Annotated in this window: 33 protein-coding genes, 1 tRNA gene and 2 pseudogenes; 29 read left to right on the top strand and 7 right to left on the bottom strand. The window is 50.9% G+C overall.

The annotated features are described in order from the left end of the window. Nucleotides 1-22 precede the first annotated feature (22 nt). From SK51_RS23640 to SK51_RS17910, 6 genes are all read right to left on the bottom strand, one after another. A complete protein-coding gene (locus tag SK51_RS23640) occupies nucleotides 23-517 on the bottom strand; it encodes a hypothetical protein (protein ID WP_053072953.1) in 495 nt (164 codons plus the stop codon). Beyond that, entirely contained in the window at nucleotides 514-732 is a 219-nt protein-coding gene (locus SK51_RS17930; RefSeq protein WP_048206903.1) for a hypothetical protein, read from the bottom strand. Before SK51_RS17930 ends, SK51_RS23640 begins: the two co-directional genes overlap by 4 nt. Next, entirely contained in the window at nucleotides 729-1457 is a 729-nt protein-coding gene (locus tag SK51_RS25685) for a hypothetical protein (protein ID WP_082193725.1), read from the bottom strand. Before SK51_RS25685 ends, SK51_RS17930 begins: the two co-directional genes overlap by 4 nt. Further along, a complete protein-coding gene (locus SK51_RS17920) occupies nucleotides 1444-2466 on the bottom strand; it encodes a chromosome partitioning protein ParB (RefSeq protein ID WP_048206901.1) in 1023 nt (340 codons plus the stop codon). Before SK51_RS17920 ends, SK51_RS25685 begins: the two co-directional genes overlap by 14 nt. Then, nucleotides 2466-2825, bottom strand: a complete 360-nt coding sequence (locus SK51_RS17915; protein ID WP_226876670.1) for a hypothetical protein — start codon at nucleotides 2823-2825, stop codon at nucleotides 2466-2468. The genes SK51_RS17920 and SK51_RS17915 overlap by 1 nt, the downstream gene beginning before the upstream one ends. A gap of 1112 nt (nucleotides 2826-3937) precedes the next feature. After that, nucleotides 3938-4657, bottom strand: a complete 720-nt coding sequence (locus SK51_RS17910; protein ID WP_040117514.1) for a LexA family protein — start codon at nucleotides 4655-4657, stop codon at nucleotides 3938-3940. Nucleotides 4658-4755: 98 nt separating this feature from the next. On the opposite strand from SK51_RS17910, the gene SK51_RS17905 reads away from it, so the two are divergent. From SK51_RS17905 to SK51_RS17845, 13 genes are all read left to right on the top strand, one after another. Continuing rightward, entirely contained in the window at nucleotides 4756-4974 is a 219-nt protein-coding gene (locus SK51_RS17905; RefSeq protein WP_023305900.1) for a Cro/CI family transcriptional regulator, read from the top strand. 41 nt (nucleotides 4975-5015) lie between these two features. After that, nucleotides 5016-5486 carry a YmfL family putative regulatory protein gene (locus SK51_RS17900; protein WP_032634711.1) on the top strand — a complete coding sequence of 157 codons (471 nt, stop codon included), beginning with the start codon at nucleotides 5016-5018 and terminating at the stop codon, nucleotides 5484-5486. Nucleotides 5487-5726: 240 nt separating this feature from the next. Then, a complete protein-coding gene (locus SK51_RS24465) occupies nucleotides 5727-5933 on the top strand; it encodes a DUF4222 domain-containing protein (RefSeq protein WP_071882636.1) in 207 nt (68 codons plus the stop codon). Further along, complete coding sequence (locus tag SK51_RS17890) at nucleotides 5896-6822, top strand: conserved phage C-terminal domain-containing protein (RefSeq protein WP_048206896.1); 927 nt, start codon at nucleotides 5896-5898, stop codon at nucleotides 6820-6822. Before SK51_RS24465 ends, SK51_RS17890 begins: the two co-directional genes overlap by 38 nt. After that, nucleotides 6819-7313 (top strand): hypothetical protein, encoded by a 495-nt coding sequence (locus SK51_RS17885; RefSeq protein WP_048206895.1) that lies wholly within the window; start codon nucleotides 6819-6821, stop codon nucleotides 7311-7313. The genes SK51_RS17890 and SK51_RS17885 overlap by 4 nt, the downstream gene beginning before the upstream one ends. Further along, nucleotides 7313-8065 carry a hypothetical protein gene (locus tag SK51_RS17880; protein WP_048206893.1) on the top strand — a complete coding sequence of 251 codons (753 nt, stop codon included), beginning with the start codon at nucleotides 7313-7315 and terminating at the stop codon, nucleotides 8063-8065. The genes SK51_RS17885 and SK51_RS17880 overlap by 1 nt, the downstream gene beginning before the upstream one ends. A gap of 4 nt (nucleotides 8066-8069) precedes the next feature. Continuing rightward, the gene (locus tag SK51_RS17875; RefSeq protein WP_048206891.1) at nucleotides 8070-8735 is read left to right on the top strand and encodes an MT-A70 family methyltransferase; all 666 of its coding nucleotides are present in this window, start codon (nucleotides 8070-8072) and stop codon (nucleotides 8733-8735) included. Then, entirely contained in the window at nucleotides 8732-8959 is a 228-nt protein-coding gene (locus SK51_RS17870) for a hypothetical protein (RefSeq protein WP_022650831.1), read from the top strand. The genes SK51_RS17875 and SK51_RS17870 overlap by 4 nt, the downstream gene beginning before the upstream one ends. Further along, a complete protein-coding gene (locus tag SK51_RS17865) occupies nucleotides 8956-9276 on the top strand; it encodes a LexA family protein (protein WP_048206889.1) in 321 nt (106 codons plus the stop codon). The genes SK51_RS17870 and SK51_RS17865 overlap by 4 nt, the downstream gene beginning before the upstream one ends. Beyond that, nucleotides 9273-9662 (top strand): RusA family crossover junction endodeoxyribonuclease, encoded by a 390-nt coding sequence (locus tag SK51_RS17860; RefSeq protein WP_045326198.1) that lies wholly within the window; start codon nucleotides 9273-9275, stop codon nucleotides 9660-9662. Before SK51_RS17865 ends, SK51_RS17860 begins: the two co-directional genes overlap by 4 nt. A 24-nt stretch (nucleotides 9663-9686) precedes the next feature. Continuing rightward, nucleotides 9687-10403 (top strand): phage antirepressor KilAC domain-containing protein, encoded by a 717-nt coding sequence (locus SK51_RS17855; RefSeq protein ID WP_341465774.1) that lies wholly within the window; start codon nucleotides 9687-9689, stop codon nucleotides 10401-10403. Next, on the top strand, nucleotides 10400-11389 hold the full coding sequence (locus SK51_RS17850; RefSeq protein ID WP_048206886.1) for a DUF968 domain-containing protein: 990 nt from the start codon (nucleotides 10400-10402) through the stop codon (nucleotides 11387-11389). Before SK51_RS17855 ends, SK51_RS17850 begins: the two co-directional genes overlap by 4 nt. Before the next feature lie 12 nt (nucleotides 11390-11401). Next, nucleotides 11402-11980, top strand: a complete 579-nt coding sequence (locus SK51_RS17845; protein ID WP_048206884.1) for a DUF1133 family protein — start codon at nucleotides 11402-11404, stop codon at nucleotides 11978-11980. A 170-nt stretch (nucleotides 11981-12150) separates the two neighbouring features. Here SK51_RS17845 and SK51_RS17840 read toward each other — a convergent pair whose 3' ends face one another. Continuing rightward, nucleotides 12151-12948 (bottom strand): DUF3800 domain-containing protein, encoded by a 798-nt coding sequence (locus SK51_RS17840; RefSeq protein ID WP_048206882.1) that lies wholly within the window; start codon nucleotides 12946-12948, stop codon nucleotides 12151-12153. A 292-nt stretch (nucleotides 12949-13240) separates the two neighbouring features. Between SK51_RS17840 and SK51_RS17835 the strand changes: the two genes are divergently transcribed. The 16 genes and pseudogenes from SK51_RS17835 (at nucleotide 13241) to SK51_RS17760 (ending at nucleotide 21460) form a co-directional block, all read left to right on the top strand. After that, nucleotides 13241-13666, top strand: coding sequence for a tellurite resistance TerB family protein (locus SK51_RS17835; protein WP_015570939.1), 426 nt, complete (start codon nucleotides 13241-13243; stop codon nucleotides 13664-13666). Continuing rightward, the gene (locus SK51_RS24460; RefSeq protein ID WP_023296243.1) at nucleotides 13663-13818 is read left to right on the top strand and encodes a DUF3927 family protein; all 156 of its coding nucleotides are present in this window, start codon (nucleotides 13663-13665) and stop codon (nucleotides 13816-13818) included. Before SK51_RS17835 ends, SK51_RS24460 begins: the two co-directional genes overlap by 4 nt. A gap of 177 nt (nucleotides 13819-13995) precedes the next feature. Next, nucleotides 13996-14072: transfer RNA gene (locus SK51_RS17825), tRNA-Arg, on the top strand. A gap of 470 nt (nucleotides 14073-14542) precedes the next feature. Continuing rightward, a complete protein-coding gene (locus tag SK51_RS17820) occupies nucleotides 14543-14932 on the top strand; it encodes a phage holin family protein (RefSeq protein WP_048206880.1) in 390 nt (129 codons plus the stop codon). Next, nucleotides 14922-15200, top strand: coding sequence for a phage holin family protein (locus SK51_RS17815; RefSeq protein WP_017384386.1), 279 nt, complete (start codon nucleotides 14922-14924; stop codon nucleotides 15198-15200). The genes SK51_RS17820 and SK51_RS17815 overlap by 11 nt, the downstream gene beginning before the upstream one ends. After that, nucleotides 15200-15829 (top strand): glycoside hydrolase family 19 protein, encoded by a 630-nt coding sequence (locus tag SK51_RS17810; RefSeq protein ID WP_048206877.1) that lies wholly within the window; start codon nucleotides 15200-15202, stop codon nucleotides 15827-15829. Before SK51_RS17815 ends, SK51_RS17810 begins: the two co-directional genes overlap by 1 nt. A 7-nt stretch (nucleotides 15830-15836) precedes the next feature. Further along, the gene (locus SK51_RS17805; RefSeq protein ID WP_048207239.1) at nucleotides 15837-16112 is read left to right on the top strand and encodes a hypothetical protein; all 276 of its coding nucleotides are present in this window, start codon (nucleotides 15837-15839) and stop codon (nucleotides 16110-16112) included. Continuing rightward, a complete protein-coding gene (locus SK51_RS17800) occupies nucleotides 16063-16254 on the top strand; it encodes a hypothetical protein (RefSeq protein WP_048206874.1) in 192 nt (63 codons plus the stop codon). The genes SK51_RS17805 and SK51_RS17800 overlap by 50 nt, the downstream gene beginning before the upstream one ends. A 29-nt stretch (nucleotides 16255-16283) precedes the next feature. Continuing rightward, nucleotides 16284-16508 carry a hypothetical protein gene (locus SK51_RS17795; RefSeq protein WP_045345419.1) on the top strand — a complete coding sequence of 75 codons (225 nt, stop codon included), beginning with the start codon at nucleotides 16284-16286 and terminating at the stop codon, nucleotides 16506-16508. Nucleotides 16509-16653: 145 nt separating this feature from the next. Then, nucleotides 16654-16857, top strand: a complete 204-nt coding sequence (locus tag SK51_RS17790) for a hypothetical protein (protein ID WP_020690713.1) — start codon at nucleotides 16654-16656, stop codon at nucleotides 16855-16857. A gap of 65 nt (nucleotides 16858-16922) precedes the next feature. Continuing rightward, nucleotides 16923-17111: a hypothetical protein gene (locus SK51_RS17785; protein ID WP_047719375.1), complete on the top strand. Its 189-nt coding sequence runs from the start codon at nucleotides 16923-16925 to the stop codon at nucleotides 17109-17111. Nucleotides 17112-17543: 432 nt separating this feature from the next. After that, a complete protein-coding gene (locus tag SK51_RS17780; RefSeq protein ID WP_023305915.1) occupies nucleotides 17544-17771 on the top strand; it encodes a hypothetical protein in 228 nt (75 codons plus the stop codon). Nucleotides 17772-18716: 945 nt separating this feature from the next. Beyond that, nucleotides 18717-19655 (top strand): annotated as a pseudogene (locus SK51_RS17770) (glycosyltransferase family 2 protein); the annotation flags it as partial. A 168-nt stretch (nucleotides 19656-19823) separates the two neighbouring features. Further along, nucleotides 19824-20069: pseudogene (locus tag SK51_RS25910) on the top strand (HNH endonuclease signature motif containing protein); the annotation flags it as partial. Nucleotides 20070-20082: 13 nt separating this feature from the next. Next, nucleotides 20083-20850: a phage tail tape measure protein gene (locus SK51_RS17765; RefSeq protein ID WP_048206870.1), complete on the top strand. Its 768-nt coding sequence runs from the start codon at nucleotides 20083-20085 to the stop codon at nucleotides 20848-20850. 16 nt (nucleotides 20851-20866) lie between these two features. After that, nucleotides 20867-21460 carry a hypothetical protein gene (locus SK51_RS17760; RefSeq protein WP_032667419.1) on the top strand — a complete coding sequence of 198 codons (594 nt, stop codon included), beginning with the start codon at nucleotides 20867-20869 and terminating at the stop codon, nucleotides 21458-21460. Nucleotides 21461-21468: the final 8 nt, after the last annotated feature.

Below are 21468 nucleotides of genomic sequence, written 5' to 3'. Positions count from 1 at the left end.
CTTAACCGGCTGCACCCGGTATTTATTTCTGCAATTTATTTTTCATGCTCTTAACTGTTACCGTAAGCAGATCGATATCAGTCACTTTGCCATGAATTATTTCAGCTATCCGCTCAACGATAGCGCGGTAGTTTGTTTGTTCGGCACCCTGAAGCATGGCGGCGCGGCAGGCGTCATACGATTCGCGCATCGCGTCTTTGACCCAGCCAAGTGGCTTATTACCGCGAAGTTCCAGCCATTCATCGAACGTTGGTACTAACGGCGCTGGTGGTGCGGTGTATACGATGCGTCCGCGCGCTCCGGAACTTACCACAACGTCGTAAGTGTCTTTGTCTGTGTCGTACCAGTCATCGTTGACGAGTTGATAAATTGGCTCCGCTTCGAGCGCTCCCAAGGCTATTTTCATCGCAGCGAGCGCCTTGGCAGCATCTTCGTTGTCTGCACCTGGCGTCGCATCGCGCTCCTCTTCAAGCTCCGCGATGGTATGCTTTAGCCATTCTTTTAGGGTAGTGCTCATGATGCTGCTCCTTCGATAACATCTTCCCCACAGTGCATCTGCCCATTACGGTAGCTTGGATGCTGAACAGTGTAGATCAAGTAAGCACTGCCAAATAAGGTCCATTTTCCCTCGATATGACGCACTTTCCCGCTTTGCCTTCTGCCCTGACGGTCGGTGTAATTAACAATATCGCCGACGTTGAATTTTGGCTGTAATGCTTTTGCTTTGCTCATGACTGCACTCCTTTGCGAAGCTGGGCGGCGATGTCTTCGAGTACTCCATCAGCGAACGAGCGATCGAAATCCCCCTCTGGCGCATCAGCCATAAACTCTGTAGATGTGAGAATCATCCGTGCTATGTCTGCCGCGTTCTTCGCCGTGTCATCGATAAACCCAGCCTCCCATGCGGCCAGCATCCTGTTAGCAACAAAGTGAGCGCCTTCCTTGTGGGCCTGCGCCCGCACTTCAGCAAGGAAAGCGTCGGTAGCTGGACATTCCTTCCTGATAGCCGCTTCGGCCTCTTTTCTGGTAAGAAATCCACTATTGCCGCTATTGCTGACCATATTGCTTTCGAACCATTCATGCAGTTCACCAAGGGAAATATCATCAGGCATTTCAGCCCCTGCTTCGTCGGTGGTACCTTCCAGCCATTCTCGAGCTGAAGCCTGATATCCATGGGAAAGACATACCAGAGCCGCCTGAGCACCTAGCATCGTTTTGTGGAACATCCATGAAGTATTTAGTTCACGAGATGCGCCGTTAAGCAGATACGCATTCTCCGCAGCCAGCGCCGCAGCTTCATTACGAACCTTACGCAGTTCCAGAACAGCTACCTGCACTGCATAAGCGAACATAGCAGCAGGACGGTCACTCACCTTTTCACTATCTCGTTGCATGTTGACAGCAATAGTCATCAGTTCATCCAGCTGTTCGCCGGTCATTGGTTTATTGGCTGTCATGATTTTGCTCCTGCTGCAATTTGTGTTGCTTAACGAAGTGGGCCACTGCCTTCGACTGGCTGGTGACAATCCCATTAAGGATGACGTTCTTACCGCGATAGATTTGCGCTGTCCCGATCTCTGTACCTTCAAGTCTGACGTAAAGAGTTTTCCCTTTGATCTCAGTTTCAGGGACTGGTTGTGACAGGCGGTAAGTTTCACGCGCTTCTGCAATCGCTTTATGTTCGTCCATAATCGACAGCGCCTCGGCCAGTGCACTCCCTTCAAGAGTGAAGACGCCTTCATCACTGATCGTGGCCTGAGCCATCAGCTCAACGAAACGGCGTGCGTTCTTTACACTCAGCTCCGGCGCGATAGAGCTACGGGTTACTTTCGATTTACCCTGAGCAGCCGCTACAGCTTTATCATGTTGGAGTACTTTCCCGGCCTGTTCGCCATACTCCATAACGCGATCAACCGCGACATCGACTGACACAGCACCGGATTTAACCTCCTGCTGAACGTCATGGTTCGCCGTGCTGAGGAGCAGCAGCTTCTCGACGGTGGACACAGACTTATTCACCAGCTTTGCTATCTCGCTGGTGGTCTGGTTAAAGGCGTTATGTAGCTCCTGAATAACAGCTGCCTGTTCCATATCGGATAGCGGAAGCTGGTTATTACTGGTCATGATGCGCGCCAGGCGCTGAACATCGTTACCGTTGAACGGCATGATATGGATGCGATCTACTGGCTTACCAGCTTCTGCACAGCGCGCATAGCAGCGACGCCGACGGTGGCCTTCAACAACCCACACTCCACCTTCATCACGGGCGATAACCTCCAGCGGGGGAACGGAGCCACCATTCATCAGAAAGTTGAAAAGGTCATCATCTGCCTGGCGGGTACGTTCATCATCTTCGCGTTTGTTGAAACCTTCCCGCACATGGATTTGGTCGAGGCTGATGAACATCCCGGTATCGGTGCGCTTGATGCTCCCGTCACGGGTCATTTGCTTGAATGAGTTAGCCATCAGAGAGCCACCTCGTTATTTTGGGAAATGACGATGGGTGACAGCTCACGCAATTCTCGCTGGGCTTCCAGTAAATGAATATTGGTTCTGGTCTTCGTGTGGCGTTCAACAATGCGGTCACACTCTTTGGCCCAGCTTGCGACATCTTCACGCAACGTGGCGTTCTGAACAGCCAGTTCCTTACGCTGAGCCATCGCTTCACAAAGCGCGACGCTGGTATAGTCTAGGCGGTTAGCCAGTTCTTTCATAATGCCGCAATAAGCTGGCGGAAGGAGAGGGGCTGCCTTACGCGCTGCGTCGATCAACTGCTCCCGGGTCATGCGTGGTTGTAACTCGGTGACGTTCTGTGTGTTCGTCATGGATAGTTTCTCCGTGTTATACGCGCTCTGCACAGTGCTAAAATTTGGTTGCACGAATCCCTCGCCGACTGGCGACAAAAAATAAAGGGGTTTCGTTTTAATAAGCACCCAACCAGGGCACTTAGTGAAACGGGCGGCTGCCACCGCCAGTTAGCTTCTCCACAATTGGGAGCGCGTTCTCCTGAGTTGATTTAACGACTACGGCCTCTCAAGTTGAACGCTGAACGCGCTTTCAGTTGTGTAAAAGGGGCGGTCGACATTAAGGACATTAACAACTGCCGACCGCCAAGACTACACACAGCATCTGGTACAGTTACTACGGTTTACCACGGTCCTAACGTGATTCGTTTGTGGTGGCTGGTGCTGAACTCCAGCTCAGTGGCGCGGTGTTTCAATATCGTAACCGCCCGTTCCATCCGCGTTCGATCAATCCATATGCTCGCTTAGAACGTTTCGCCTGCTTATCTTTTCTCAACCGTTTGACGGTCAGCCCCGCCATTCACCACAACTGGAAGCGCACTCCGCCAGTTAACAAACCGATACCCATCAGTGAAAGAGGAATGCGCTTTCAGGTTGTGTGCCGGTCTTTCCCGGCTGTCATCGTGCTTCCTCTGCTCGCCACGATGGGACGTCTACTTCCGATCTGTCACTGCCTTCAGTCGGGCATTCGACCTTCGGTTATCGCTCCGTCGTCAGCGCCACTTCGTAGGACATTTATGGACCGTCTTGAAGTGGTAAGTCATCCAGTCCCGCTAAGCACCAGGCGCGATGCTTAACGTGAATGGCTGATATCCTCGTCTCTTCCGAGGTGTCACACCTGATCGCCACGCTGGTGAAACGTCTCTGGCCGTCGTACTTGCCTGGCTTGCACATTCCGGCTACCCGCTGGATCTGGATACTTGAAGGAATCCCCGGACCGCTGCGGCACATGTGCTATATACCGTACTGCTAACCTACCGATGGTCTTAAACATCATCACCCCGGCGCATATTGAGTATCACCAATAGTAATTAAATGGTCAACACCTGTAGTGATAAAAATATCATCAGTAGTGTTAACTTTATGATTGTTAAGGTGAAAAAAGATGCAAAAAAAAGGAGCCGGATGGCTCCTTATTCGAAGATATTTTCAGGCCATTGGGCCTTAACAACTTTGCCTATTATCCTGCAATTCTCATTACATTCAATGGCCTGATAGCGAGGGCTGGGGTTTAGAGGTTCAAGCCATGGCTTCCCATCTTCTCGAACATATTTTTTAAAAGTGACCTCTGAATCGTTGAAGATACCTGCAACACAGAAATCACCAGGCTCAACATCCTGTTCTGGATCTATGAGTATAAGCATTCCCTCAGGAAAACTCGGTTTTACTCCTGGCGGGGCAGTCATCGAATGACCTGATACCTCAAGCCAAAAGGCAGAATCACTGGCTTTAACAGTCGTTGAAACCCATTCCTTCGCGTCTCGTTCTGTGTATGTATTAACCGGGCAAAATGAGCCAGCCTGTACTTCGGTTAATAGCGGGTACTCATACACAGAGGAATGATTCCTTCCGTTCGCAATCGCCTCAAACATAGCTGATATCTCAGCTGCAAGGGATGGGCTGAAATCATCGACTTTTACTCCGAGAATTTTAGCGAACTGTGCAGCATGGGTAGCGTTGATAGCATTTGTGCCATTCAGTAACTGAGCGACACCACTTTGTCCCATACCCATTTGTTCAGCCAAAAGCTCCTGTGAGAGCCCCAGCGCTTTTTTCTTGGACTCAAAGATAGCTTTCAGCCTGTTGGCATCGGCAATTTGTTCGGCGGTCAATGGTTTCTTTTTCATTCTCATAATTTATCACCGCACGGCATAATCACCAATCACCGCTAGTGTTGACATATTTATCACTAACAGTGATACTCCTTATGTGCAAACCACGAGGAAAACCAATGAAGATTATTCCGCTATCTGAATATGTTTTGGAAAACGGTCAGGCCAAAACAGCTGAAGCTCTTGGGGTATACCAAAGTGCCATCAGTAAAGCCCTCAAGCGTAATCGCAGGGTAAACATCCTGGTTAATGAAGACGGGAAAATTGAAGCCGAGGAAGTACGACCATTCCCTAACAAAAACAAACCTGCTGATCCTGACGTTGCAGTAACACCGTAACCCAGCAATCAGCATTTCGTAACTACCAAAGGAAAAACAACATGGTAGAGCCAAGTCTGAAAGAAGTAGTTAAAGCGATGTGCAAAGCGTACCCAGGAGGCCGTGAAGCTATGGCCGGTGCTCTTGGCATGTCAGTAACGCAGTTCAACAACAACCTGTATGAGAAGAATGGTTGCCGGTTCTTCGAAGTGAACGAGCTGGAGGCCATGGAAGACATCTCGAATACGTCCCTCCTGGCGGATTACTTTGCCCGTCGCCGTGGCGCGCTGCTGGTGGACGTTCCTCAACTTGAAGACCTTGATCGTGTCGACCTGTTTGATCGTGCCATGAGAACGTCAGCAGCGCGTGGACGTGTTGATACCGTGATCCAGAGAGCTCTCGAAGATGGAGTAATCGAACGTCATGAAGCTGAAGAAATCAACGAATATCACCGCCGTCATCTGGCAGCGCGTGAAGAAGAGATCCGCGCGATTGTCGCGCTGTTTAGCCGTAAGAAAAGCCAAAAGAAGTGACGCCCGCGAGTGTGCAGCTCCGGGCGTCTTGGCGTGTCGTATTCAGTGGAGAAACTAACGCATGAACAGTTTAAACCGATTGAGACCAGCGAAGCAATTCAGATGCCTTCCACTGGTGGGAAAAGATTCCCCGTTCGGCTATGTGGAGAGATTAAACAACGAGGCGGATCAGAACAACTACCAGCCTGAGAAAGCGATGGTAGAGGCATTTGCACTGATGAACGAGAAGGGGCGTGAAGAATGGCTGAAGTTGACCGGCGATTCAGAGACCACAGAGGCATCACAGTCCACGTCATCAGGTGGGAGCCCGAGACCCGACGCGTTATATACCTTCGCGAAGGGTACGATCATGAGTGCTTCAGCCCTCTTGAGCAATTCCAGCGTAAATTTACAGAGTTAAAGGACGACCATGAGCCTGTTAATGCCATCCCGCCCGATAGTGATTAACCCTGACCTTGCGTACAGCATTGGGCTGAACGAGGCCATTGCGTTGCAGCAGGTTAATTACTGGCTGAAAGAAACCACCTCCGGACTGGAGCGTGACGGCGTGCGCTGGATTTACAACACCAATGAGCAGTGGCTGGAGCAGTTCCCGTTCTGGTCTGAATCCACCCTGAAGCGCACATTCACCCGCCTGAAAAACCTTGGCGTACTCAAAGTTGAGCAGTTGAATAAGTCTCAGCGCGACATGACGAACTATTACACGATCAACTACGAAAGTGAGCTTTTAGATGAGGTCAAAGTGACCAAATCGAAGAGTTCAAAATGCACTCTTCCATCAGGTCAAAATGAACCGATGGAAGAGGTCAAAGTGGAACGTTCCATCGGGTCAAAACGAACCGCTCTCATCAGGTCAAATTGCACTGATGTTCTTACAGAGAATACAACAGAGAATACTACAGATATTAAAAACCCTATTTGTCCGGTTGCGGCGCAACCAGACGGTGATGTGTTGATCACTGAACAGGCTAAACAGGTTTTAACCCATCTGAACCATGTGACCAGTTCGCGTTATCAGGTTTCAACAACCTCGCTGCAAAACATTCGCGCCCGAATCGGGGAGGGCTTCACCGTTGAAGAGCTGTCGCTGGTGGTGGACTACTGCAACGCCAAGTGGAGCGACGATTTAACAATGGCGGCCTACCTGCGCCCACAAACGCTTTTCCAGCCAACCAAGTTTCCAGGCTACCTGAAATCAGCGAACAGCTGGGCGAATGCCGGAAGGCCAGCGCGAGTTAACGGCAAGTGGGAGCGTGAGGATGGAATCTTCAAATCCAGCTTCAAGAACACCGACTATAGCAAAGTCCCGGCGGGCTTCAGAGGAGCGAACTCATGAGCCTTCTGAAAGATATTCAAATATTCATCGCTGATAATCCTGGTTTAACGAACAAACAGATCGCAGCTTCAATGCCTCAATACGACGTTCATGCTGTTCAGCGCGGGGTATGCCATCTGGTCAAGCTGAATCGCGCAACCCGCCAGCATAACGGCAAGTGCTACCAGTATTTTGCCAAAGCACCGGGTGGGGAGATTGGCGAGGGGCGTTCCGCACTGAAAATCAATCGGGCTGATAAATCAGCTGTACCAGAACAGGAAGAAGCTCTGAATCCGGCTGTGACCACAATGATGGATAAGGCTCAAGGCCTGTTTGAAAAAGGGCTTTACCAGCGTGCAGCCACGGTTCTGATGGATGCCTTCAATCGCTCTAAGAACGAAGAGCAGAGGATGAAGATACTGATTGAGCGTCAGCGTTGCCTGAGCATGGCGCCGAAAGTGAAAGCACCCTCTGATGCATGGTGTCTGGCTGGCCGAGCGAGGAATGTCTGATGATCCACTACCACGGAGGACCAATCACACCGGACACATGCGCGCTGAAGGCATGGAAAGGCAGGCACGCTTTCATCTCCTTCGCTAACCCCGGCCAATTAGCCCTGGCCAGTGAAGTCACCCAGTCTTTCGCGCTGGATAACGGCGCATTCAGCTTCTGGACGAAAAAGCGGGTTGTTAACTGGAATGACTACTACGCATTTGTAGGTCGCTGGATGAATCACCCGCGCTTTGCTTTTGCTGTTATCCCTGACGTGATCGGTGGCACCAGTGAAGAGAACGACGCGTTAATCGCTGAGTGGCCGCACGGAAAAGTAGTCGGCGCGCCGGTGTATCACTTCAACGAGCCTGACGAGCGTTTCATCCGCCTGTGTCACGAATTCCCTCGCGTATGCATAGGCTCAATGGGCGAGTATGACGCTAAAAGCCCAAAAAAATGCGCCGCAAAATTGCGGGACATGATTCGACATGTTGTTGACGAGAATGGCTATCCGATTACCAAGCTCCATGGCCTTCGCATGCTAGATAAGGACCTCTTTATGCAGGTTCCATTATCGTCAGCTGACAGCACCAACGTTGCCAGGAACATAGGTATTAACAAGTCGTGGGATAAATCAGCTTACGCGCCGGCAAGCAAAGAAACACGCGCGGCAGTGCTGGTAGAACGCATTGAATCATTTAACTCCGCAAGTTCGTTGAATTACGACGCAGAACGCGATCGGTTCACGCCACAACTTGCTTTTGAGGTGTAACGCGATGACCGGGAAATACTCACTCATTTATGCCGACCCAGCCTGGGAATACGGGAACACCATCAGCAACGGCGCTGCAACCAACCATTACGGCACGATGAAGCTTATCGACATGAAGCGCTTGCCGGTTTGGGACTTGGCTGCCGATGATGCAGTTCTGGCTATGTGGTTTACCGGTACGCATACCCGAGAAGCTATCGAGCTGGCTGAAGCGTGGGGCTTTAAAGTTCGCACGATGAAGGGCTTTACCTGGGTGAAGTTCAACCCACTGGCAGAGCAGCATATCAACAAAGCACTTCAGGCAGGCCGTGTGGAGGATTTTTACGACTTCCTCAACCTGCTGAACGCACAGACACGCATGAACGGCTGGAATTACACCCGAGCCAATACCGAAGACCTGCTAATCGCCACCAGGGGAAATGGACTGGAACGCAAGTGCGCCAGCATCAAGCAGGTTATCTACAGTCCACTCGGTGAGCACAGCCAGAAGCCAGCAGAGGCGCGTTTCCGTCTGGAGAAGCTTTACGGTGACGTCCCACGCATCGAACTATTCAGCCGTTGCGCTGCGCCTGGCTGGGACCACTGGGGAAATCAATCTGAATCACCAGCTGTAGAGCTTATACCGGCAGTTGCCGTTCCCATGAAAAAACAACAGGAGCGCGCCGCATGAAAAAGCTATCTACCGAGCATGAGAACGCTGTGCGTGATGTAGCCCGTCAATGCAACGATGCCATCAAAAAAGCCCTAAAGCAGAAGCCAAAGCCAAGCTGGAATGTCGTAGTGCCTCCGATCCTGAAGGAGTACCACGAGAAGGTTAAACCTATGGGAGTTAGCCTGGTGATGTTCAATAGCGTAATCGGACGCCTGAACGGGCGTTATGGAGTCGAGTCATGATCGAATTAACGCCGCGTCAGAATGAAGTGTTCGAAGCTATCAAGCTTCATATCGAAAAGGCTGGCTTCCCACCTACGATGCTGGAGCTTGCCGGATTAATTGGCTGCGCATCACCGAACGCTGCTGTAGCGCACGTGAAGTCACTTAAGAAAAAGGGTTACATCACTGTTGCTCCTGGCGCAGCCAGGGGCATTACCGTCGTCAAAACGGAATGGGAAGCAGATCCAGTAACGATCATCAAAGACCTGCTATCCGGCGGAGACAATGCCAGAGATAACGCTGTTGAATGGCTGAAAAAACAGGGAGTGACGTTATGAAACTGGTGCTCCCGTTCCCACCGAGCGTAAACACATACTGGCGAGCCCCGAATAAGGGGCCGTTAAAGGGCCGCCATTTGATCAGCGCCAAAGGCAGGGCATATCAAAGCGCGGCCTGTGTCGCCATTGTCGAGCAGCTTCGCTTCCTTCCAAAGCCATCAACAGCACCTGCTGCCGTCGAAATTATATTGTACCCACCAGACGAACGCCGCCGCGACATCGACAACTACAACAAGGCGTTGTTTGACGCGCTCACGCACGCAGGCATTTGGGAGGATGACAGCCAGGTGCAGAGAATGCTGGTGGAGTGGGGGCCGAAGGTACCGGGTGGACGTGTAGAAATATCCATCAAGAAACATGAACCTCTGGCGGGTGCAGCCGCCTGATAAGTGGAGAAGAGCATGAATCAGATGAACATCACCGTAACGTGTCCTACGCACCATGCCGCCGCGATAGGTCAGCAGATAACGATGTCCAGTCGTGAAATTGCGAAGCTGGTCGATTCCCGTCACAGCAATGTCTGCGTAACCATCGAGCGACTGATGAAATCCGGCGTTATTGGGGGGTATGCTGCAATGCAGTACACCCATCCTCAGAACCAGCAGACTTACCATTACTACGAAGTTAACAAGCGAGACAGCTATGTGATCGTCGCGCAGCTGTGCCCGGAGTTTACTGCCCGTCTGGTTGATCGCTGGCAGGAACTGGAGAGCGGGGCCGGGATGGTTGTTCCCCAATCACTCCCTGAAGCACTCCGGCTCGCCGCTGATCTTGCTGAACAGAAGCAACGTCTGAGTGAAGAGCTGGCAATTGCCGCACCGAAGGCTGAATTTGTTGATCGCTACGTCAAAGCCACCGGGTCAATGACATTTCGGCAGGTTGCCAAGCTCCTTAACGCCAAAGAACCCGAGTTCGCGATGTTCCTCATTGAGAATGGCATCATGTATCGCCTGAACCGCGTGCTTACTCCGAAGAGTAAACACATCGAAGCAGGCCGATTTGAAGTTAAGACCGGGACCACCAACCAGACCAACTACGCGTTCAATCAGTCTCGTTTCACGGCGAAAGGGGTGCGCTGGATAGGTGGACTTTGGGCAGAGCATGTCGCTAAGGGGCAAATTGCGTGAGAGCCATACTGACGCCTGAAATTGCGCCGATGTCCGGGGTGGTTCTGTTCCGCCCTGGTACCGAACTGCTCTGGCTATTCCGTCAGGGAAGGGTAGTTATTGAGCCACCATCCGAAGCCATCCAGCATCTGCCATCCGGAATAATCCCTGAAGCCCACCAGCCCCTGACTGACGATGCCAATATGCAGGCTATTTTCGTTAACGAGAGGGTCATTCAAAAAGCTGGTGGATTGAGTAGCCTTGATGCCTGGCTGGAGAGAAAATTTGAATGTCAGTGGCCTCACACTGACTGGCATGCCAGTGACTTTACGGTGATGCGCCACGCTCCGGGGAGCATTCGTCTTTGCTGGTCGTGTGATAACCATTTACGTGAGCAAACCACTGAAAGACTGGCAGGAATTGCCATGCAGAACCTGGTAAAATGGCTTCTGGAAAGGGTGAATATTGATTTAGGTTTCAGCGCTGACCACACTCTTTCGCTTCCTGAGTTCTGCTGGTGGATGGTACGTAATGATCTGGCTGACCTTGTTCCTGAATCAGTGGCGAGTAAAGCACTCAGAATCAAGCCAGAACCGCACAGTTCAGTGATGAGGGAAAGCGACATTGTCCCGTCATTACCGGCTACGCAAATCTTTCAGGAGAAGGCAAAAAAGATAGTGGTGGTGAAGGTCGATCCTGAAACGCCGGAATCTTTCATGCTGAGGCCAAAGCGCCGACGCTGGGAAAACGAGAAATACACCCGCTGGGTGAAGTCGCAGCAGTGCTGTTGCTGTAATAACCCGGCAGACGATCCCCACCACCTGATAGGCCACGGGCAGGGTGGAATGGGTACTAAGGCGCATGACCTGTTTGTGATACCGCTGTGCAGAGCGCATCACGACGAGTTACACGCTGATCCTGTGGCATTTGAAGCGAAATACGGCGACCAGTTAACGCTGCTGTTTCGGTTTTTAGATCGTGCGCTGGCAATTGGCGTACTGGCGTAAGTGGAGACGCAAATGATCAATCCTTCAGAAGTAGGTAAATCCGGCGAGTTGGTTCGCCTTCGCACTCTAGAAAGTATCTGGGTACAGGGAAAGCTCCGCATGTGGGGTCGCTGGTCTTATATCGGTGGTGGCTCGGGCGGAAACATGTTCAACCAGTTGCTGGCTTCCGGGAAAATAACCAAATCCGCTATCAACGATGCGCTGCGCCGCATGAAGAAATCTGGCATCACTAAACCCGAGCTGGAAGCATACCTGCGTGAAATCCTCGACAGTAAAAACAAAACTGGCCTAGCGTTCTGCTCAGACGAGGAGGGGCTAAAGATTGACGGCGTTATTGCTGCGGTATTGATGAACGAAGAATACCGTGGGCTGTATGGCGTGATTGTTGATCGTCATCGTCTGCGTAAAAGTAAACTCCAGATGGCTAAAGAGCTTAATTCAAAACACCCCGACTGGACCCTTATTACATGCCGTCGTCGCATTGATACATGGGTAAGTCTTGCAGAATCTATCCTTTACGCACCACTTTGTGACGCTTTCGGCACAAATGGCGACAGATTTAAGTTGCAGAGTGAGCAAAAAAGTGCTTAAATTGTGTTAAGCTCGGGACGTTAAAGCGAACTGAGCAATAAGACATAAACCCGCCACTGCTGCGGGTTTTTTTGTCTTGAAATCAGGGGCGGCCCTGAACAAGTCCGCCAGTTCGTAAACCGCGTGTTTGCGCGTCGACCCGAACCGTGGCGGCTGGGAGGTCGCCTGTTTTATTCTGGTAATGGGTACTTGAGTATTACCTTTCTTGTTTTAAGTTCACGCGGCCCCTTTGTAGGATCATAAAAGTACCAGATATTAAACTTACGCTCGGAGCCCCAGGTGTCATAGTGGAAACCATCCCAACCTAAGTAACTTGCGATTTTATTTGCGACTGCAATTTTTCGTGGGTTAGAGGCTTTGTCTTGGTAGGCACTCATTACAGCACCAAGTAGAAAGTCGCAGATCTGGATTTGAGCCGATTCTTTTGAATCCTTGGTGATTACAGCCTTTATGGCTTCTTCTTTCCCTGTTGCATTTTTGATAATGTTGTTTGCAATCTTATGAAAAGCCTCGTCAGCTTTATCATACCTAGATGCAATTGGGTCAACATCAATACGGAACTCACATTCTCTATCTGGGAATTTGCGAATCACACGGATGATTTTCTTTGTCAGTAGCTCAGTGAAGTGTTTACGCATTGCTAAATCATAATCACCATCGTGGAACTCTTTGTTTACATGCGCTTTCTGAATAATAATGCAGTGAAAGGCAAGCCACTGATATTTAAAAAAAGCTTCAATGACATCATCATAGAATGCAGCGTTTTGTTTAGAGTGAGCCTTTTGCCATTTAAGCTCATCTGAACAGTTATGTTTTTCACGAAGTTCCCGGATAATCTGAACGAAGTCACCACGGCGTTGGTATTTCATCCATAGGCTTCCAAACCCATAGAATCGTTGTCCGCCGGTTCCTGACTCATCACAGGAAACGTGCCAGATTAATTTACCCGGATTATCCTTGTCAGACATTGTAACCCTTATCGAGATAGTGATAGAGGAGAACAATATTTAATCATCTTGTAAGGCATTGATAAAGATCGTTTTCTCTTTGAGAATCAGATTTTCTTCAGCGCTATTACCTACCTACATTTCATACAAGACAGAGGCTGCCATTTGGCAGCCTTTTTCATATCCGCGCCACGCTCGGCGCAATTCAACCACAGAGCCTTTCAGGGGTGAGCCATAGGGAACGGTCGGTGTGACTGTCTCTGTGGGCCGATCATTCCTGAGCGCTGGCTCACCCGCTAAAAGGAAAGTCACTATGTTCGGTATCTTCAAAAAGAAAGCACGTAAAGCTGTTGTTGAAGTTAAGAAAATGGAAAACCGCGACGCGGTTGAAGCTACGGTGTGGGGGGCTTACTCCATTGCGTATGCCGACGGTACATGCGACGCGAAAGAAATCGCCACTCTGGAAAAAACCATTTCAGCATTGCCTGCTTTCGCACCGTTCGCTGGTGAGATCGCACAGATGAGTAGCAATATCCGTGCTCGCTATGAAGCTTCGCCGCGCTCTGCTAATGCTCAGGCGCTGCGCGAACTGGCTGACGTTGCCGGTACAAACGATGCTGTTGATGTTCTTTGCCTGTGCCTTGATGTCGCTGACAACGACGGCATCGGGGAAGAAGAAGAGAAGCAGCTCAAGAAAATTGCTCAGGCGCTGCAACTTCCACTGGACCAATACCTGTGATCGGGAAATTACGCTGGGTAGCCGCCGGGGTATTGATGTTCCTGGTGGTTGCCATCGACTTCACCAGCAAAATGATGTCCATCCTTGCTGATGGCGTGCTGGTAGCCGGGGTAATTGCTTTACTCTGGCCCGTGTTTAAATCCAGTAAATAACACTGTGCAAAAGGTCATTTCTGATGGCCTTTGACAGAGTGAATTTTTTCTTCGGTGCTATAGTAAACTGGCGTTCGATAATGCTCTCGATACTGATAACACTTGGTGGGGATACACCAACTTCGCAGAGACAACTGCATGACCCATGACCAGCAACCCAATGCTGGTCTTTTTTTTCCGCCATTAGCTCAACTGGAAAGAGCACGGAGCTTCTACCTCTGTGGTTCGGGGTTCGAATCCTCGATGGCGGACCAGTGTCCAATTCGTTAAGCGAGGAAGTTTCTCAACTCTAATTTATGCGCTATTTTTTTATTGTGGTGAATCCCCCTATGCGGAGGGGCGTTCCAGCAGTTACCTGAAAAGGAAACCTCTCAGACGCGGGAATGTTTGCTGGAGTAATTCTCACCGGGAGGCACCCGGCACCACGATAACAATAATATCGAATTGATAATTCCTTGAGAGCCTGCTTTAAACAGCAGGTTTTTTTTGCTCGTTTCCCGAAGTTACGGCTACGCTAAAGAAGAAGGGGATATATCCGCTGGCAGGTGGTTCTCCTGAACCATCAGTGAATCGGCCTCGATACCCGGACGTCACTACCTGTCTTTCGGATGATCTCCTTTCTACCTTCTTGTGATAATCATCACTTTAGCCTGCTCTCGCGAGCGGGCTTTTTTTATTCCCCTCAAATTTCCTGAGAGGGATCACAGCAATAAGAGGGGGCTTAATGTCCGATCCATTAACCGGCACCGGCGCTGTTCTCGGCGGCGGCCTGCTGGGTTCAGTCCTGTACGGCGTCTTTACTCATACAGATTTTGGTGTGGTGTTCGGGGCGTTTGGTGGTGCGGTGTTCTACGTCGCGACAGCCACAAACCTGTCCCGCGCCCGACTGGCAGCATATTTCCTGACGTCGTTTATCGTTGGGGTGCTTGGGGCGGGACTTATTGGCTCACTGCTAAATGCAGCTTCGCACTATGAAAAACCGCTGGATGCACTGGGTGCAGTGATTCTGCCTGCCCTGTGTATAAAAATCCTCACTTATCTTAACAACCAGGACCTGAACAACGTGTTCAAGTTTTTCTCGCGGCTACGTGGGGGAGGGGGAAATGGTAATTGACCCGTCAGCAGTCTTTAATGCGTTTATTTGTGCGGCCATCGTCATCGTGCTGATGTTTTACCAGCGACATGGCGCCCGGCATCGCCCCTTTATTTCTGTCCTGGCGTATATAACCGTGCTGGTTTACGCCGCGATCCCCTTGCAGTTCATCTTCGGCCTTTATCGTGATTCCAGTTGGCTGGTGGTGGTCGCAAACATTCTTATCTTCGCCGCCATCCTGAAGGTTCGTGGAAATATGGCGCGGCTGGTTGATCGTCTGAGGCACTAATGAACCAATCACAATTTCAGAAGGCGGCTGGTATCAGCGCCGGGTTAGCTGCGCGCTGGTTTCCGCATATCGACGCCGCTATGAAGGAATACGGCATCACCGCACCGCTAGATCAGGCAATGTTTATTGCCCAGATGGGGCATGAAAGCACCAGATTTACCCGGCTGGTGGAGAACCTGAATTACGCGGTTGATAACCTGGTACCGACGTTCGGTAGCCACCGCATCACGCAACAGCAGGCCGCCGCACTTGGCAGAACTGCAACGCAACCGGCAAACCAGAAAGCGATCGCCAATCTGGTATACGGTGGTGAGTGGGGAAAAGTACACCTGGGCAATCAGGTTGCCGGTGATGGCTGGAAATATCGCGGTCGCGGCCTGAAGCAAATCACTGGGCTCAGCAACTATCGCAGCTGCGGTCATGCTCTAAAACTTGACCTTGTTACCCATCCGGAGCTGCTTGAACAGGATGAATACGCCGCGCGCTCAGCTGCATGGTTCTATTCGTCTCGCGGTTGCCTGCTTCATTCCGGCGACGTTGAGCGCGTGACGCTTCTTATCAATGGTGGCAGAAACGGGCTGGATAAACGCCGCGCGCTGTTTAACCTGGCGAAATCTGTTCTGGTGTGAGGTGAGTGTGGGTATCGAAACGATAATCGGGCTGGCCGCACTGGTGATTTCCGCTATCGCCGGTGCCTTTGGCCTGGGCCATATTCGCGGCACCAGCAAAGCGGAAGCGAAAGCGGACCAGCAGCGCACCGAAGATAACGCAGCGGCAACGGTCGCAGTAGCCGAACGACGGGTAGAAGCAACGAAAGAGGCCAGCAATGTACAGCAGACTGTTAACCGCATGCCTAATGACGATGTTGATCGCGAGCTGCGTGACACGTGGAAGCGTCCCGGTGGTGGTTGATACCGCATGTGACTGGGTAAAGCCAATCTACCTGACTGATCACGACATCGACGTTATGGACCGCCAGACAAAGAAAGACATCCTGGCGCATAACAAAGCGTGGCAGGCTAACTGCCAGAAACAAACCAGCGCCTCGCAATAGCGGGGCTTTTTACTATCCGAGGAAACCCCATGACCGTTCGCGCTAAATTCCGCTGCCACTTTATTCAGAAAGCAGATGGCGATTCACACCGTACAATTCACATGAGCCCCGTGACCGCTGACACAGAAGAAAACAAGTCATGGTCAAAGTACACGCCTGGCGGCCAATTGCAGCTGGTTGTCTCGAACCCGGCTGCATTCGAACAGTTTGAGCAGGGCAAAGAGTACTTCATCGATATTCAACCAGCGCAGTAACCATTACAAAGCTCATCTGCGGGTGGGCTTGATAATGGTTGTCGCTATAAGCGGTACGATAAGTTCCGGCAATTCATGCAATAAAGCTTTACTAAACGGCATTCAGAATTATCCTAATGGCTCTTTAATAAAAGGAGTTAGGTTGATGAAGATCCTCTGGGCTATTTGTGTTGTATTCGGGGCTATTGGCTTTGTTCAAGGTATCGTTGGGGTTTTCGGCGCTGTCAGCGCGCCTCAGCAAGCAGCAGGAGCCGCCATGGGAGTTGCCTGGGCAGTAATTCCTTACTGTATCGTTCGGGCGATCCAGCAGATGCGACCGCAGGAAGTGGTGATCAAAAAAGAAGATTGATTGCCATTACCCAAATCAATACCAGCCTCGCGTAAGCGGGGCTTTTTACTAACCGAGGGTAAATAATGTCATCTCCAATCATGAAGTATTTTGCGTATCAGCATCTACCTGCGCACCTACAAGAAGTGAGTAAGCCAATCGGTGATCTCGCGGCACTGATGGACGAAACCATGCCAGACAGCGCGGAAAAGTCAGCAGGCTTACGCAAGCTGCTTGAAGCCAAAGATGCTCTGGTGCGCGCTAAGTTGGGCTAAGGAATTACAGCAGGCATTCACTGAGTACTAGCGTGAGCAGTGTTTAAAGTGAACTCGCTCAAAGTTTAAGGATATATCGTAACTTTGAAGCTACAAGATTATTAACATCTCAGGTGCTGCAAGAAGCAGCGTCACTCTGGGATTTTAAAAATGGGACAGTTCTATTACGTCAATAAAAATGCTCAGGCAAACGGCGACCACGAGGTACACGTTACAGGATGCGCATTTATGCCTGCGACAGAGAATCGCATTTACCTTGGTATCTTCGACACATGTCGTCCAGCTGTCACGGAAGCTAAGAAGCATTATTCAAAATCAAACGGGTGTTACTACTGCTGTAAACCATGTCATACCTCATAAGTAACATCTCTAACGTCAAAAGGCTGCCAATGGGCGGCCTTTTTTATTCCCAGAAGAAGCAGGAGAAGAAGCATGTTAACAGTAAAAGTAATGTCGCCAGGTGGCGGAGAAGAGATTCATTGCGGGTTGAGTGTAGGGTTCAATCCGGGGCAGCAGAGCATCGCGGTATCGGGAATGGACAAAAATGTATTCCTGAAACCCGGCGAGGTCGCCTACGTGATGAACCAGAACGGAAAGACGGTTTCTCGTTACGAGCATATTGCCAGTCAGGAAGCACTGCATAACGCGGTGGATTCGTAGCCATTACAAAGCTCACCTGCTGGTGGGCTTGATAATGGTAAAAAAATAGCCCTCCACTGGAAGGCAACTTATACGGCTTATTTCGTTTTAAGGTACTACACCCTCTGGCGTTGGTAGGAGCCAGCTCAGAGGATTTTAATAATGACCTGTGTCATTTTGCTTTCAAGCGCAAGTGGACGCTTTAAGAATTTTCTTACACTCATCGCAGCCGCAGAAAAAAGAAGCACTATCCCGCTACAAGTTATCAAGCGGCTCACACGAGCATTAAATTCTTTAGTCACTCGTTGGAGGGTTTTCGTGCATGAAGAAAAAGTACTATGATAAACGCGCCGTCAAATGATGGCCTACACATGGTAAGCACAATGAAAAATGCACTGGCTGTTCTTTTTATTCTGATGTCTCTGGGTGCAACAACTCAAGCGTATGCAGGTAACTGTCAACATGACTCAGATACCGCAAGCGATGGTTCTCGCTGTGGTGGACGATCTGCTGATTCCCGCCCCGGAGGCGGTGGATCTCGTTAAAAAATCAAAGGTCGCTTAGGCGGCCTTTTTGTTGTGCATCGCACGCGTACATCAAAGTAAGTCTTTGAGCTGTGAGCCTGACACATTAATAAATTTCTTTAGGCACCAGATGAATGAGCAGTGAGCCTTTTTCTGATGTCACCGAAACATATTCCGGCGTTCTATTCGGTGTGGGTGGCTGAAGTACGAATTCAGGAACATTCGTGCTGAAGAACGAACGGGCTATCCGTCGGCAATGTTTTTTGCTTTTAGCGACCATATGGCTCCGAAAGAGCCGCCCGAAGGCGGCGGTTGGACTGGAGAGAATAACTATCGGTCACTGCATAACCGACAGAACTACGCTATCGAAAATGATAATCATTTTCAATGGAGTTGAGGTGAAGTGATCATTCGCCGCCGATAATCCCTTACTGGAGAAATTATGCAGGTCACTATTGATGGTGTCCCGTTTGTGCCTGCCTGCGCTTCAGCGTCACGGATTGGCATTGCCATTACTACCCACAACCGGCCAGACGTTTTAAACCGCGCCATTGAGCAGCACACCAAACATCTTCCCATCGGTGCGCTGGTGGTGGTTATCGACGATGGCTCTAAACCTGCCGCAGTAGTGCCTGACGGCGTGCAGCTGCTTCGCCATGAAACATCACTCGGCATTGTTGCTTCGAAGAACGCCAGTTTAACCGCGCTAATGGACGCCGGGTGCGAACATCTTTTCCTTTGGGACGATGACGCCTGGCCCATCGCTGATAACTGGCACTTGCCTTACATCGAATCACCTGAGCCACACCTGGCTTACCAGTTTCTCGATCTGGCAGGGACGAATAAGCTGAAGGATATGGCGGTCCTGTACCGGGATGATAAGCACATCGCTTACACCGGGCAGCGTGGCGTGATGCTGTATTACCACTGTAGCGCTATCGAGAAGGTTGGCGGTTTCGATCCGGTTTACGGTCGCGGCATGTACGAACACAGCGACCTCGCCCTGCGCATCCATAATGCTGGCCTGACGACGTGGGCTTACGGTGATGTGGTCGGTTCAGAAAAGCTGATCCATTCTCTCGATGAGCATGAAGCCGTAGAGCGTTCGGTACCGCGTCCCGACCGACAGGCGCTGGTGGAACGTAACGTGAAGATCCACAACGAACGGCGTGATGCCGGGTTTACTGGTTACGTTGAATACCGCCAGCAGCGCGACGTGGTTATCACAACGCTGCTCACCAGTCAGCCTGACCCGCAGCGCGGCACGAGAATGGTGGCCTCGCCTGACATGCTGAGCAAATGGGCGGCCTCGCTTCGCCAGTGTGGGCGTATAGCGCTGGTGGATGAATTACTGACAGCCCCGGCAGATGTTGAGCTGTATCTCGCATGCTGGCGTTCGGCATTGTGGCGAAGTCTTTCGGCGATCGGATAGTAACCGGCCCGCGCATCCACACTATTTTTAAGTCCGATGGAGTCGGTAAAGAGTACGCTTTCTGGCGCCATAAATAATTTCATTATCCTGAAAATCCTTTAACCGGGAGGCATTGTCATGGCCGCAAGAAAGACGATTGAAGAGAGATTTTGGATAAAGGTTGATAAAAAAGGTGAAGAAGATTGTTGGTGCTGGTGTGCCGCAACAGTGAAGGGCGGTAGCGGAGAAAGAAAGTTAACTTATGGTGTTATTGGTACAGATCGAAATGCCTCTGGTAACCCAAAGGTTCTTTTAGCCCACCGGGTTTCTTGGGAAATGCATAATGGGCCAATACCGGAAGGTAAGTATATAGACCATATCTGTCACAACACCTTATGTGTTAACCCTCATCACCTCCGACTTGTATCACCAAAGCAAAACGCAGAGAACCAATGTGTTGTTGATTCCCGCTCAACATCTGGATATCGCGGCGTATCGTGGAATATCGGGTCTTGTGGGCAACACCCTGGATGGGTTGGTTGACAACATGGCGGATGCACTCAACGGGAGTAAAGCGGACTGGGCGGACTGGGCTAACAGCGTGCTGAGCGAACTCCAAAAGGTTCTGCTTAGGGCTATCCTGGTGAATAGCCTCAAGTCTGCCGGTGATAGTGGGCTTCTCGGCTCGCTTGGCGGGATGTTTGGCGGCGCGTCTTCTGGTGGCAGTACGCCATCTGGCGCCTACGATTCAGCTGCTTCTGGTTTAACCCTGAACGCAAAAGGCGGGGTTTATGATTCCCCTGATCTGAGCAAATTCCGCAATGGAATTGTGAACAGCCCTACGATGTTCGCCTTCGCTAAAGGTGCTGGCTTGATGGGTGAAGCTGGGCCAGAGGCGATCATGCCGCTAACCAGAACCGCAGACGGCTCTCTCGGCGTGCGAATGGTAGATGATGCTGTCTCCTCTGTTAGCGCGGGAGGGAATAGCATTCAACAGACCATTTATCAGCATTTCACCATTTCCGGTAATGGCGATGCCGCGCTTAAGCAGGCGATGGAGCAGGCTGCCGCTAAAAGGGCCAGAGACGGAGCGAAGAAGGCGCGGCAGGACATGCTGAGTGATTTCCAGACCAACGGGCAGGGCAGGCGACTGCTTGGCGTTTAATAAGGAGTGAATAAGTATGGCTGCGCTTGAATGGCCTGCTGATGTATGCCCGTCGTCCCTGACATGGCGACCGGAAAGTAACACCAAAACATTTCGCTCTCCCTTTAACGGTGCCTCACAGACCGTTCGTTTCCCCGGCACCCGCTGGATCTGCTCCCTGACGTTTAACAACCTTACCGACGATAAATCCCGGCGTATCGATGCGCTGGTGGCCGATCTCGATGGTGAATACGGCAGGGTAAAAATTCGCGACTGGGGACGCGAGGGGAGAACGCCAGCCGGAAATCCGGTGGTGCAGGATGCCAACCAGACGGGGACCCAGCTCAGCAGCAAAGGCTGGACACCCGGCAAGCTCGTGCTGCGCACCGGGGATTACCTTACCGTGAACGACGAGCTGAAGATGGTCACTGCTGATGTGACCAGTACTTCAACGGGTACCGCAATGATTCCGATTGCGCCGATGCTGCGTACCTCGCCGCCGGTTAACGGCAAAATTGAGGTGGCTAACCCCTACGGTATTTTTAAGCTGAAAGATAACCAGCAGGGCGCGGGTAACCGCGTTCCCGGCGTTTTCACCAGCTACACACTGGAATTTGAGGAGGCGTTTTAATGCTGTAT

This window comes from Enterobacter sp. MGH85, from assembly GCF_001037655.1.
GTDB classification, from domain to species: Bacteria; Pseudomonadota; Gammaproteobacteria; order Enterobacterales; family Enterobacteriaceae; genus Enterobacter; species Enterobacter intestinihominis.
The sequence above is the reverse complement of the archived record's forward strand: the minus strand, read 5'-3'. Positions and strand labels throughout refer to the sequence as shown.